Raw genomic sequence first — 12,407 nt, forward strand, 5'->3', positions numbered from 1 at the left:
GGGCAATCTGGCAAACGCCGAACGCGCCGCTGAAAAAGAGCGGCGCGCCGGCGGCAAAACTTCAGGCTTCGTTCAGGCGCCGCGGCGGGCGCGTTTCGCTGCCGCCGCGGCTCACGCTACGCCGCTTACTTGACGTTCGCGCCGACCGCTTCATCCCAGTGCTTCGTGATGGTGTCCTTGTACGCGTCCTGTTGCGAGAGCGTCGGGAACACCACGTTCTTGTAGGCCGACGGCGGCGGCAGTTTGTCGAGCAGCGCTTGCGGCACTTTCTTGCCGCTCACCAAGTCGTTGTAGCGCATCGGATGGCAATAGCCCTTCAGCCAGCCGATCTGGCCTTCGTCGGAGTACAGGTATTCCATCCACAGCTTGGCTGCGTTCGGATGCGGCGCATAAGCGCTGATTGCCTGCACGTACACGCCGGCGACCACACCCGTTTTCGGAATCACCACATTCACCTTCGGGTTGCCCTTGAGCGTGTCGCGGTCAGCCAGCGCGTTGTAGTCCCAACGCACGATGATCGGCGTGGTGCCTTGCGCGAGAGATGCCGCCTTGCCGATCACCGGCACGAAGTTGCCGCTCTTGTTCAGGTTGGCGAAATACGTGAGGCCGGCCTGACCGGCCTTGCTTGCATCGCCCTTGCTTTGCGACAGACCGGCGGCGTACACGGCCTGGATCGCCTGATTGGCCGAGCGCGGGTCGCCCGCGAGCGAGACGGCGTTCTTGTAGTCCGGCTTGAGCAGATCGCTCCAGTCGGACGGCGCCTTGTCGATCATGTCGGCATTGACTTCGAAAGCGAGCACACCGTAGTAATCGCCATACCAATAGCCGTCGGCATCCTTCGACTCTTTCGGGATCGAGTTCCACGAGGCGACCTTGTACGGCTGCAGCAGCCCTTCAGCTTTCGCGGACGGACCGAACGACAGGCCCACGTCGATCACGTCGGGCGCCTGCGGCCCCTTGTTGCCCTTGTTCGCCTTGATGGCTTCGACTTCGTCGCCCGAACCCGCATCCGGATTCAGTTCGTTGATCTTGATGCCGTACTTCTTCTGAAAGCCTGCGACCAGTTCGCCGTAGTTGCACCAGTCGTGCGGCAGCGCGATCACGGTGAGTTGGCCTTCCTGCTTGGCTGCGGCGATCAGTGCGTCGAGCGGCGCGGCCGAAGCGCTGCTGCTAGCGCCGGCGGCGGCGACACCCGCAACGGCCGACATCGAAAGTATGCGAGCTAACGCGGTGCGGTTCATAGTCGTTCCCCATCCTCTGCCGAAATTGCTACGTTTGGAAAATTTCTGGTTCGAACTTCGGGGCGCGCCTCTGCAAGCTCGCACTTGCGCACCCGCGCTATGTCGCTCAGGCCGGGTTGGCCGGCACTGGGAACATGTCGTGTCGCAGTGTATCGATGCGATCTGTACAAATCATGTCGACGCCCCATTGCGCGAGCAGTTGCGCGCGCGCCGGTTCGTTGACGGTGTAGGCCAGCACGCGCAGGCCGGCGCAGTGAACCTCCGCGACCAGCCGCTCGGTGAGATAGCGTTGGTTCGCGTGAAATGACACACAGTCCAGTTCACGCACGATGCGCAGCCAGTCGTCAGGAATTTCGTCGAACAGCATGCCGCGTTGCACGGACGGCGCGGCGTCGCGCGCTGCGGCGAGCGCCTCGAACGAAAACGACGACAGCAGCGGCGGCGTCTTCTGTCCTTGCCACAAGGTCAGCGCGCCGCGCGCCACCAGCGTGCCGGTGATCTCGTCGCGGCCTGGACAGGGCTTGATTTCGATGTTGGCGGCAATGCCGTCGCGCGCGCAGCGTTCGGCCGCCTCGGCAAGCGTCGGCAACCGCGTGCCGGCGAATTGCGGTCCGTACCAGGAGCCGGCGTCGAGCGTCGCCAGCTGCTGCCATGTGTGTTCGGCGGCGGCACCGTGGCCGTTGGTGGTGCGCTCGAGCGTGTCGTCGTGCAGCAGGAAGAGATGGTTGTCGGCGGATAGCTTGGCGTCGAATTCGACCATGCGGTAGCCATAACGCACGCAGGCGTCGAAACCGGCGAGAGTGTTTTCCGGCGCCAGCGTGCCGCCGCAGCGATGGGCGGCCAGTCGCGGATAAGGCCAGTCTGCGGATAAGGTGCGATTAATCCCGTTTCCCACGTCTCGTTACCTTTCAGATAGAGCGGGTTGACCATGCTCTCGACACGTTCCCGGCCGTCACCACCGCCTCGGCCATCATGATGGCATGCGCGGACTTCATTTCCTTTCCGAACATTTGATGTTCGAATAGACTGCGCGCTTCGATCTGCGAAGGCTAAGTTGAAATACACAAACTTGCAAGCTGCCAAAAAAATACAACACAATTCGACTAAAGTAGTAGGCTTGACATCGTCCCGACACACATTCGTGGCCACGATGTCGCAGTTAAATACAGGCTGAACCAACGCGCGTACGCATCCAGGGAAAAATGAATGTGGCAGGAAGACCGTCATCAGAGAATTCGCGCGTTGCTGTCCACGCTGCAACGCGTGTCCACGGAACGCATCATGGCGGACCTCGGGGTATCGCGCGAAACCGTGCGGCGCGACCTGCTCGATCTCGAAGCGCTCGGTGAATTGCGGCGTGTGCACGGCGGCGCGATCAAGCCCGCCGACGAAGCGCCGATCGCCGAACGCGCCCACATGCGCGTCAAATCCAAAACGGCGATTGCGAAGGCGGCCACGGGTTTGATCGCGAGCGGCCAGACGCTGTTCATCGACGCCGGCACCACCACCGCCGCGCTGGCCGAAGAATTGGCGAAGCTCGCCAACCTCACCATCGTCACCAATTCGATCGACGTCGCACTGAAGATGCGCGGCGCGGTCGATCAGACCGAAGCCGCCAACGAAGTCATCCTGCTCGGCGGCTCGATCAGCGACCGCGCCATGGCAACCACCGGCGCGACGACCGTGCTCGACATCCAGCGCTATCGCGCGGACCTCGCGCTGCTGTCGCCGGTCGGCATCGACCACCGGCATGGCGCGACCAATTACGATCACGCCGAAACCGAAGTGGCGCGCGCCATGGTCGCCAACGCGGACCGCGTGGTGATCCTCGCCGACTACAGCAAGATCGGTCAGCGCAGCCGTATCTCGTACTGCCCGGTCGATCGGATCGACGTGCTCGTCACCAACAAAAAAGCGGCCGAAGCCGCCGATTTCGCATCGCTGAAAAAGAAGCTCGAAGAGATCGTGCTTGCTTAGGGTTTGAGTCGGGAGACTCGAGCGTTATTCCTTCACGTGCATCGTATCGAGCGAACGCTTGCGCAAGCGCGTGTCGTGCAACGCGCCGGCTGCGTCGAGTACCGGATAGGCGGTCGAACAGAACAGTGAATTGAGCCGCTTCATGTCGCTGATCAGATCGAGATGCAGCGCACTTGTCTCGATGCTTCGCAAGGTCTGTCCGGTAAGCCGGTCCAGATGCCGGTAGGAATAGGCGCGCTCCAGATCGCGAAAGCGCTCCTTCTCCGCGAGCAGGCGCTCGGCGCAACGCAGATCGTTATTCAGAAACACCGACAGGCCAAGCTGCAGATTGCTGACGAGCCGCGCCTGCAAGTCGTCCAGTTCGCCCAGCCCTTCTTCCGAAAACGACAGGCGATGAGCGATCTTCTTTTCCTCGATGTCCCCCACGATCCGCTCGATGATGTCGCCCGCATGCTCCAGGTTGATCGTCAATGAAATGATGTCGGTCCAGCGGCGGCTGTCGGCCTCGTCGAGTTGCTCGCGCGAGATGAGCGTCAGATAGGATTTGACGGCGGCGTAGAGCTCATCCACATCGTCGTCCATGCGCACCGTTTCGCGCGCTTTGTCGAGATTGTTGTAATGGATCAGATCCGCGACATTGTCGAGCATGGATCGCACGATGTCGCCGATCCGCAGCACCTCCCGTGAGGCATGCGCGAGCGCGAGCGTCGGCGTGGACAACGCGGCGGCATCCAGATGCAGGGGCCGCAACTCACCGCCCGGCACCGGCCGGTCGGGCAACACGCGCGCGCAGATACGCGCCACCGGGTCGATCAGCGACAGGCACGCGCAGCAGCGCAGCGTGTTGTAGATCAGGTGGAAGCCGACCGTGGCTTCACGCGGGTTCGCGATCAGCACCGGCAAACCCCGTGCGAGCAGCGAAGTGAACGGCAGGATCAGCAGCGCGCCGGCCAGCTTGAACGCAAAGCTGCCCAAAGCAAGACGCCGCGCCGCCGCGTTTTGCGCGACGGTGCCGAGCAGCGCGAGCAGGCCGCTGCCGAGATTCGCGCCGATCACGAGGCACAGCGCGACTTTCAGCGAAATCACGCCGGACGAGGCGAGTGTTGCGGTGAGCAACACGGCGGCGAGGCTCGAATAGGACAGCATGGCAAACGCGGCGCCGACCAGCGCGTCGAGCATGGTGTCGCCGGTCAACGCACCGAACATGACGCGCACGCCGGCGCCGTGCATCATCGGCTGCGCGGCTTCGACGATCAAACGCAGCGCCAGCAGGATCAAACCGAGGCCGATCAACGTGCGGCCGGCCTGGCCGAGACGGGTTTGCTTGCGTGACAGGAACAGCGGCACGCCGAGCAGAATCAGGATCGGCGACAACCAGGATAGGTCGAGTGTGAGAATCCGCGCCATCAATGCGGTGCCGACATCAGCGCCGAGCATGATCGCAAGGCCGCTGGTGAGCGGCAACAATCCCTGCGCCGCGAACGATGTGACGATCACCGCGGTGGCATTACTGCTTTGCACGAGACTCGTAACGCCGACACCCGAGAGAAAAGCCCGCCCGCAGCTACTGGTGCTGCGCCCCAGCACACTGCGCAGGTCGGCGCCGAGGACTCGCAGGATGCCGGTGCGCACAATATGCGAACCCCACACGAGGAGCGCCACACCGGCCAGAAGGTTTAGGAGAATCAACATAAGGCACTGCGCATCCATTCCTGCTGCCATGACCCGAACCGCATGCCGCGCGAACCGGCACCCGGGGCGTATGACAGTAGTGTTGCATATTTTTGCCTTATTGTAATTTTGTGCTTTTAAATATAGGCTCGGGCAAAGCTGTGGATTGCTGTGTGCCGGCTCTTGGTCAGTCATGCGGCGACTCCTGCCACTCGACCACCTAACCACGGGAACGCTGGATGAGCCGCAACCTTGCGCTGTTCGACCTGGATCACACTTTGCTGCCGCTGGACAGCGATCAGGCGTGGGCCCACTTCATTGCCGGATTGGGGATAGAAGGCGCCGCGCGACACGCGCAGGAAATCGACGATTACTACCAGCAGTACGTGGCCGGCACGCTCGACATGGCCGCTTATCTGAACTACACGCTGGCGCCGCTTGCCCGCCACTCGCGCGAGCAACTGGACATGTGGCATGAGCAGTTTATGCAACAGGTGATCGCGCCGGCCATCCTGCCGGCAGCGCGCGCGCTCGTGCAACGCCATCTCGATGCGGACGACCTTTGCTGCATCGTCACCGCAACTAATGTGTTCATCACGGAGCCGATCGGCAAGGCGCTCGGTTTCGAGCATCTGCTGGGAATCGAACTTGGCACCGAAGGCGGCGATCCGTTGGCGCGTTTCACGGGGATGGCGGTCGGCACGCCCACCTTCCGCGAAGGCAAGATCACGCGCACCGAGAGCTGGCTGGCCTCGCTCGGACACCGTCTGCAGGATTTCCCGCAGAGCTGGTTCTATAGCGATTCGATCAACGACGTGCCTTTGCTGGAGCGCGTCACGAATCCGGTCGCGACCAACCCTGATGCGCGTTTGCGTGCCATCGCCACGGACCGCGGCTGGCCGGTAATCGAGCTGTTTGACCGGGCCTGAGCGCTGACCGCGCGCGGCCGCTGCGTTGTACGCGCCCTTTCCAAGGCACGAGCCGCCGCTCAAACGCGCGCATGCCCAGATCGAACAGCCACGCGATCAACCCGATCAGCACGATGCCCATTACCACGACGTCGGTGCGCAGAAAGCTCGACGCGTTGAGCACCATCTGACCCAGGCCCGCAGTGGCCGCGACCATTTCCGCGGCGACCAGCGTCGTCCAGCCGAAGCCGATTGCAATGCGCAGTCCGGTGAGAATCTCCGGCAACGCCGCAGACAAAACCACATGCCGCACGATCTGCGAGAAGCGGCCTCCCAGCGAATACGCCGCATGAATCTGCTCGATGGTGGCGCTGCGCACGCCCGCGCGCGCGGCCATGGCAATCGGCGCGAAGCAGGCAAGATAGATCACGACGATCTTCGCCGTTTCGTCGATGCCGAACCAGATCACCACGAGCGGCAGATAAGCGAGCGGCGGCAATGGTCGATAGACTCGAGCGGCAGATCGAGAAGGCCGCGCGCGACCCGGCTCGCGCCCATCAGGATACCGACCGGCACAGCCGTGAGCGCGGCCAAAGCAAACGCGCCGAACACGCGCAACGCGCTCCACGCGAGATGCTCCGAGAGCGGAAGCCGCCTTGAATGCGGCCGTGCCACGCATCGAGGAAGGCGGTCCATACGGCGCTCTGCAACGCAACCAGCGTGTGAAAGTGCGACGTCGATACGAACGGCACACCGATCTTCTTGCCTTTGAGACCGGCGACGCTCGTTACATTGGAGCCATCGCGTGCGACCAGCGCTTCGGCGTCGTTGATATTGTCAAGAATCCAGAACAGCGAAATATCCACGCCCTGCGACAGACCCGCCGCGATCGGGCTCGAACCGGCTTCACCGGGTTGCACCGAACCGGAGGCCAGCGCGCGGATCACGTCGGCACCGCTGCCCAACTTGCGGTAGGTGACTTTGTAGCCGGTCGCTTTCTCCACTTCACCGGTAGCCTGCGCATAACGCCAGGGCACCACCATGTCCTGATACGCGATCTCGACCTCTTTGGTGTCGGCGTGCGCCACGCAAGCAAACGGCGAGCATTGCTTTTCACGTTCGGTTGGCTCGCGGCTACTGCTGCGACGGGCAGTCGGGCGGCTCCAGCGAATGATCGCGGATAGTGGCTTGTGTGCGCAAGCTGGCCGTTCGGCGGATTGACCCGCGCTTGACGCGGCGGGAATATCGTTGCGTCGCTAAACCTTCGCATTCCTATGATCGATTTCGTCGGCCGCCTTAGCTGGTTGCTTTTCAACGTCGGCGTGCCGGTGTGTGCGCCCTTTGCGTTGCTGCCTCTGTTGAGCTTTTCGCGGTTCTATCGGCAGTCGTCCAACGGTATTGCGATACGCTCAGTGCAGAACGGTCAACTTCTCTGGGTCGTCATCTCAATGTGCGCCAGCGCGTGTTATGAAATCGGCAGCGCGTTGGGCGATGCATCGACGAACAGCAGGCTGGCTTTCATGTTGGCAGGACTGCTCTGGCATGTTCTATTTCTCGTCGTGGCATCCATCCTCGTGTCGTTCGGCGCTGCTGACTCAACGCCCAATCCTGACTATCGTCACGGCGACGAGGCACGCGAACGGAAGTTGATGTGGACATCCACTATCATGACTGCTGCAGTGGCCGCCTCATTCGCCCTATCTCATTATTCGTTAAACTAACTAATTAGCAACCCTCTGAGCTATACTTTTAAGCACGTCCAACAGGGAGAACTCAAATGCCCAATCTGATCGACTACGTCATGGAAAATCGCGATGTGCGCGATCGCCTGATCGAACTGGCCGCTCCATTTTCAGTCATTGGTAGCACGATCGCCTCGATCTGCATGCTGCTCGCGCGTTACTACCGGTAATTCTTCGCGGAGAAGCGCGAAACTGCGCTGCATCGGCATTCAGAATCTGACCGCCCACAAGAAAAAAGCCTGCAACGCGTGCAGGCTTTTCTCATACTGACAGCTATTAGCTAAAACGCTCAGACCACACCAGCCCCATGCGCCTGCAAATCGGCGTGGTAGCTGGAGCGAACCATCGCGCCCACGGCTGCGTGCGTAAAACCCATCTTGTACGCTTCTTCCTCGTACATCTTGAACGTGTCCGGGTGCACGTAAGAACGCACCGGCAGATGGTGCTCCGACGGCTGCAGATACTGTCCGATCGTCAGCATGTCCACGTCGTGTTCACGCAGGTCGCGCATCACCTGCAGAATCTCTTCTTCGGTTTCACCGAGGCCGACCATCAGACCGGACTTGGTGGCGACTTCAGGGTGCAGTGCCTTGAAGTCTTTCAGCAGCTTCAGCGAATGCGCGTAGTCCGAACCCGGGCGCGCTTCCTTGTACAGACGCGGCACCGTTTCGAGATTGTGATTCATCACATCGGGCGGCGCGGCATTCAGAATACCGATCGCGCGATCCAGACGGCCACGGAAGTCCGGCGTCAGAATTTCGATGCGCGTCTCCGGCGAAAGCTCGCGCGTCTGACGGATACATTCCACGAAGTGAGCGGCGCCGCCGTCACGTAAATCGTCACGGTCGACGCTGGTGATCACCACGTACTTGAGCTTCAACGCGGCAATGGTGCGCGCGAGATTACCCGGTTCGTCCACATCGAGCGGATCCGGACGGCCGTGGCCGACGTCGCAGAATGGACAGCGGCGCGTGCACTTGTCGCCCATGATCATGAAGGTCGCCGTGCCCTTGCCGAAGCATTCGCCGATGTTCGGGCAGCTCGCTTCTTCACACACCGTATGCAGGTTGTGCTCGCGCAGAATCTGCTTGATTTCGTAGAAACGCGAATTGCCGGTCGCCGCTTTGACGCGGATCCAGTCGGGCTTCTTGAGCTTTTCGATCGGGACGATCTTGATCGGAATACGGGCGGTCTTGGCCTGCGCCTTCTGCTTTGCGGTCGCGTCATAAGCGGCGGCGGAAGCCGGCACGGCGTCAGGAGCGGGGGAAGCTGCGAGGTTCGCGGTAACGTCAGTCATTCGTTCGATCCAGTCAGGCGGTGAGGGCACCGGCCTGTGGTTGGGCGACGGCTGCGGGACTGCCGTCGAGGTTTGCCGTGAGGCGTTCTGCAAAGGTGCGGGCCACGTCGTCCCAGCCGGCAATCACGCCAAGCGTTGCCATGTCGACTGTTTCGAGCCCCGCGTAGCCACATGGATTGATGGCCAGAAACGGCCGCAAGTCCATGTTCACATTCAGGCTCACGCCGTGATAACTGCAGCCGTTGCGGATCTTCAGACCCAGCGCCGCAATCTTGGCGCCGGCGTGCAGCCTGACGTCAGGCCCCGGCGCCACGTAGATACCGGGGGCGCCCGCCTTTCGTTCTCCGGCGAGATTATACGCCGCAAGGGTGTCGATCACGGCTTGCTCGATCCGCGTGACGAGTTCGCGCACCATCAATTTGCGGCGGCGCAAATCGAGCAGCAGGTAGGCCACGACCTGCCCCGGCCCGTGATAGGTGATCTGCCCGCCCCGATCGACTTTCACCAGAGGAATACCACTGTCGGCGGCCAGCAGATGGGCCGGATCGCCCGCCTGGCCTAAGGTGAAGACCGGTGGATGTTCGACTAGCCAGATTTCGTCGGGGGTGTCGGCCGTGCGTTCGTCGGTGAACGTGCGCATGGCTTCGAAACTGGCTTCGTAGGGTTCGCTGCCACGCCAACGCAGCGTGAGCGGTGTCGTGTAGGGTAAGGGACTCGGGGAAACCGGGGTGGCGGACATAATCTCCGCAGTCTACCGAAATCTGGGAATCCCCGCCGGAGGCGGCGGAGTTGGAAGCGCCAGGTCTCTGTAGCGTGGCGGCGCGTCGAAGTGCCAATTCACCTCAGCGCGGCCGCGCCGGTGGTGCCAGGCTGTGCCCGCGGCACCCGCCACGTTCCGCTGCGGCGCGCGATTCGGTTAAACCATCGCGCCCGCGGCAGTACCTTCAAACCGTACGCCAGCCGCCTCTTACACGCGCCACCAATCGTTCGCCGATGCGCGCAAACCAGTTCAACGCGCGCTCGTCGCAGCGAGTGGGCACTGAAAACGCCACTCTCGCTTGCCCGTTGCCCTCGGCGCTGAGCCACAGCCGTTCACCGCGCCGCAACCGCAGCGTATGACCAGGTTGCAGCCAGTAATCTTCCGTGTCGTCGCTGCGCGTGACCCAAACCGCGCCGCCACGAACGACCAGCCTGGTGCTGCGCGCCACCTTGAGGGGAACTGTCTCGCCAGTGCGGATTTCAAACGCGATGCTAGAGGAAATTTCTCGCATGATGCCCTCTCAAAAAGTCGTTTCATGACTACAATCCTAGGCGTAACAAGGGTTTACGCAAAACGATCTATTTTCACCTCTATGTGAGAAATATTGGCATGGACCTTCGGCAATTACCCGCCCTGAACGCAATCAAGGCATTCGAAGCGGCCGCCCGCCACGAAAGCTTCTCGCGCGCCGCCGACGAACTCTTCGTCACCCACGGCGCCGTCAGCCACCAGATCCGCGCGCTCGAAGCCGAACTCGGCGTCTCGTTGTTCGCGCGCGACGGCAAACGCGTGCGGCTCACCGAAACCGGCCGGCGCTACGCCACACACGTGCGCTCGGCGCTCATGGCGCTCGCCGACGCCACCCGCGAAATCCGCGCCGGCGATCGCGAGCGGCGGCTGGTGGTGTCCATGCTGTCGTCGTTTGCCGCGCGCTGGGTGACGCCACGCGTCGGCAGCTTTATCGAAGCGCATCCGCAGTGGGACCTCGAACTGCTGTCCACCAACGCGCTCACGGACTTCGCGCGCGACGACGTGGACGTGGCGATCCGTTTCGGCTTCGGTAAATATTCGGGTCTGCATTCGGAGTTGCTGCTGGAGGAGATTTTCTTTCCCGCCTGCGCGCCGGATTTCAATGGCGGCAAGCTGCCGCAAACGCCGGCCGATCTGGCCAAAGTCCCGCTGCTGCGTTCCGACGACGAACTCTGGCGTCCCTGGTTCGACGCCGCCGGGCTCACCGACTGGCCCGAGCCGAAGCGCGGCGTGCTGTACCAGGATTCGTCGAATCTGCTGCAGGCGGCCATCGACGGCCAGGGCGTCGCGCTCACGCGCCGCTCGCTGGCCATGCCAGAAATCGCGGCGGGCCGCCTCGTGCGGCTTTTCGACGTGGATGGCCCGAGCCCGTGGCAGTACTACTTCATCTGCACGCCGCAGATGCTCGAAACCGCCCGTGTGAAAGCGTTTCGCGACTGGGTGTTCGAGGAGGTAGGACGCTTCAAGCAGTTGTTCGACCGGGCTTGCGAGCTACGACCTGCTGCAAGCGCCGATCTACCGGCGGACGCATTGCACGTCACGCCGTAACACGTATACGAACGAAGGGCTTTAAAGCACCACTTTGACCATTGGATGGCCGGTGAGCGCGCGATAGATGTCGTCGAGCTGCTCACGGCTCGTGGCGCGCACCGTGACAGTCAGGCCCGTGTAGTTGCCGCCGCTGGACGGCCGAGTTTCGATGCGCGAGGCATCGACCTCGTTGTCGAACTGCCGCACCACCGTGACGATCGTCTCGGCGAACTCGGGGTGCGATTTGCCCATGATCTTGATCGGGAAATCGCAAGGAAACTCAAACAGTGACTCGTTCACGGAACTCATTCTCTACTCCTTGCTGCGCCTCGCGCGCTTGCTGGGCCTTGGCTCGCTGATACGCCGCATACAGCGCCGCAAAGACCGCACCCGGCGTACCTTCGCCGACCGGCCGGCCATCGAGCTGCGTGACCGGCAGCACTTCCTTGGTTGCCGAACTGACGATTATCTCGTCCGCCGCGCGCAGTTCGGCTTCGGTAATCTCACGCGCTTCGAAACGGATGCCGCATTCGCTCGTCAGTTCCTCGATCAGGCCGTAGCGGATCCCTTCGAGAATCTTGTGGCTGCGCGGCGGCGCGGACAACACGCCGTCCTTCACCATCCACACATTCGACGACGACCCTTCGGTGAGCATGCCGTCGCGAAACTGGATCGTCTCGAACGCGTCGTTCTCCGCGGCATATTGCGCCATCAGCACGTTGCCGAGCAGCGACACGGACTTGATGTCGCAATTGAGCCAGCGGCGATCTTCCGCCGTCACGCAGCGCACGCCTTGCGCACGCTGCGCCGCGTCCGGCAGGTGCAGCGGCGTGACCATCACGAACACGGTCGGCTGGATGCCGGCCGGAAACGCATGACCGCGTTTGGCGACGCCGCGCGTGACCTGAATATAGGCAATCGCATCCTGATCGGCGCGCAAACCGCCGTCCACCTCGTTCGCCGCGACCACGCGCTCGATCAGCACGCGCCAGCCGGCGTCGTCAAACGGATTGACGATGCCGATCTTGTCGACCGAGCGGGCGAGGCGCGCCAGGTGCTGCTGGAAACGGAACGGCGTGCGGCCGCGCGCGCCCCCGGTCGGCGCATACAAAGGCGCAACTTCGTAAATGCCGTCGCCGAAAATAAAGCTGCGGTCGAGAACCGGCACGCGCGCTTCGGACAACGGCACCAACTCGCCGTTCAAATAGACAATCGGATCAGGCGAAACATCGGCAACAGCGGTCATTGCAA

Annotated in this window: 13 protein-coding genes and 2 pseudogenes; 5 read left to right on the forward strand and 10 right to left on the reverse strand. The window is 62.3% G+C overall.

Annotation, left to right across the window (positions count from 1 at the left end; genetic code table 11):
* Positions 1-125: 125 nt before the first annotated feature.
* Together B0G82_RS04430 and ugpQ are read right to left on the reverse strand one after the other, a co-directional pair.
* Positions 126-1,241, reverse strand: a complete 1,116-nt coding sequence (locus B0G82_RS04430; RefSeq protein WP_121306751.1) for an ABC transporter substrate-binding protein — start codon at positions 1,239-1,241, stop codon at positions 126-128.
* A 106-nt stretch (positions 1,242-1,347) separates the two neighbouring features.
* Positions 1,348-2,136 (reverse strand): glycerophosphodiester phosphodiesterase, encoded by a 789-nt coding sequence (gene ugpQ, locus B0G82_RS04435; RefSeq protein WP_121306752.1) that lies wholly within the window; start codon positions 2,134-2,136, stop codon positions 1,348-1,350.
* Positions 2,137-2,447: 311 nt separating this feature from the next.
* Between ugpQ and B0G82_RS04440 the strand changes: the two genes are divergently transcribed.
* Positions 2,448-3,218 carry a DeoR/GlpR family DNA-binding transcription regulator gene (locus B0G82_RS04440; protein ID WP_106302239.1) on the forward strand — a complete coding sequence of 257 codons (771 nt, stop codon included), beginning with the start codon at positions 2,448-2,450 and terminating at the stop codon, positions 3,216-3,218.
* Positions 3,219-3,242: 24 nt separating this feature from the next.
* Here B0G82_RS04440 and B0G82_RS04445 read toward each other — a convergent pair whose 3' ends face one another.
* Positions 3,243-4,910: a Na/Pi cotransporter family protein gene (locus B0G82_RS04445; RefSeq protein ID WP_121306753.1), complete on the reverse strand. Its 1,668-nt coding sequence runs from the start codon at positions 4,908-4,910 to the stop codon at positions 3,243-3,245.
* 218 nt (positions 4,911-5,128) lie between these two features.
* Here B0G82_RS04445 and B0G82_RS04450 point away from each other — a divergent pair, with 218 nt between their 5' ends.
* On the forward strand, positions 5,129-5,818 hold the full coding sequence (locus B0G82_RS04450; protein ID WP_116143116.1) for an HAD family hydrolase: 690 nt from the start codon (positions 5,129-5,131) through the stop codon (positions 5,816-5,818).
* 31 nt (positions 5,819-5,849) lie between these two features.
* Here the strand turns inward: B0G82_RS04450 and B0G82_RS41190 are convergent.
* Positions 5,850-6,498, reverse strand: a pseudogene (locus B0G82_RS41190) (ABC transporter permease subunit); the annotation flags it as partial.
* Positions 6,496-6,885: pseudogene (locus B0G82_RS41195) on the reverse strand (glycine betaine ABC transporter substrate-binding protein); the annotation flags it as partial. The pseudogenes B0G82_RS41195 and B0G82_RS41190, both read right to left, overlap by 3 nt.
* A 186-nt stretch (positions 6,886-7,071) precedes the next feature.
* On the opposite strand from B0G82_RS41195, the gene B0G82_RS04460 reads away from it, so the two are divergent.
* Both B0G82_RS04460 and B0G82_RS41045 read left to right on the forward strand, forming a co-directional pair.
* Positions 7,072-7,518 carry a hypothetical protein gene (locus B0G82_RS04460; RefSeq protein WP_106282259.1) on the forward strand — a complete coding sequence of 149 codons (447 nt, stop codon included), beginning with the start codon at positions 7,072-7,074 and terminating at the stop codon, positions 7,516-7,518.
* A gap of 56 nt (positions 7,519-7,574) precedes the next feature.
* Complete coding sequence (locus tag B0G82_RS41045) at positions 7,575-7,709, forward strand: hypothetical protein (RefSeq protein WP_258193327.1); 135 nt, start codon at positions 7,575-7,577, stop codon at positions 7,707-7,709.
* A gap of 119 nt (positions 7,710-7,828) precedes the next feature.
* On the opposite strand, the gene lipA is transcribed toward B0G82_RS41045, so the two are convergent.
* The 3 genes from lipA to B0G82_RS04475 all read right to left on the reverse strand — a co-directional run bounded on the left by lipA (position 7,829) and on the right by B0G82_RS04475 (position 10,107).
* Positions 7,829-8,836 (reverse strand): lipoyl synthase, encoded by a 1,008-nt coding sequence (gene lipA, locus B0G82_RS04465; protein WP_106282260.1) that lies wholly within the window; start codon positions 8,834-8,836, stop codon positions 7,829-7,831.
* A gap of 13 nt (positions 8,837-8,849) precedes the next feature.
* The gene (gene lipB / locus B0G82_RS04470; RefSeq protein ID WP_121306754.1) at positions 8,850-9,575 is read right to left on the reverse strand and encodes a lipoyl(octanoyl) transferase LipB; all 726 of its coding nucleotides are present in this window, start codon (positions 9,573-9,575) and stop codon (positions 8,850-8,852) included.
* Between the two features lie 205 nt (positions 9,576-9,780).
* A complete protein-coding gene (locus tag B0G82_RS04475) occupies positions 9,781-10,107 on the reverse strand; it encodes a DUF2917 domain-containing protein (protein ID WP_121306755.1) in 327 nt (108 codons plus the stop codon).
* 98 nt (positions 10,108-10,205) lie between these two features.
* On the opposite strand from B0G82_RS04475, the gene B0G82_RS04480 reads away from it, so the two are divergent.
* Complete coding sequence (locus B0G82_RS04480; RefSeq protein ID WP_121306756.1) at positions 10,206-11,174, forward strand: transcriptional regulator GcvA; 969 nt, start codon at positions 10,206-10,208, stop codon at positions 11,172-11,174.
* A 21-nt stretch (positions 11,175-11,195) separates the two neighbouring features.
* On the opposite strand, the gene B0G82_RS04485 is transcribed toward B0G82_RS04480, so the two are convergent.
* Entirely contained in the window at positions 11,196-11,465 is a 270-nt protein-coding gene (locus tag B0G82_RS04485) for a DUF493 family protein (protein ID WP_106282264.1), read from the reverse strand.
* A complete protein-coding gene (locus B0G82_RS04490; RefSeq protein WP_121306757.1) occupies positions 11,437-12,402 on the reverse strand; it encodes a D-amino acid aminotransferase in 966 nt (321 codons plus the stop codon). The genes B0G82_RS04485 and B0G82_RS04490 overlap by 29 nt, the downstream gene beginning before the upstream one ends.
* Between the last annotated feature and the right edge of the window lie 5 nt (positions 12,403-12,407).

It is taken from the genome of Paraburkholderia sp. BL17N1 (genome assembly GCF_003634175.1).
Lineage (GTDB): Bacteria > Pseudomonadota > Gammaproteobacteria > Burkholderiales > Burkholderiaceae > Paraburkholderia.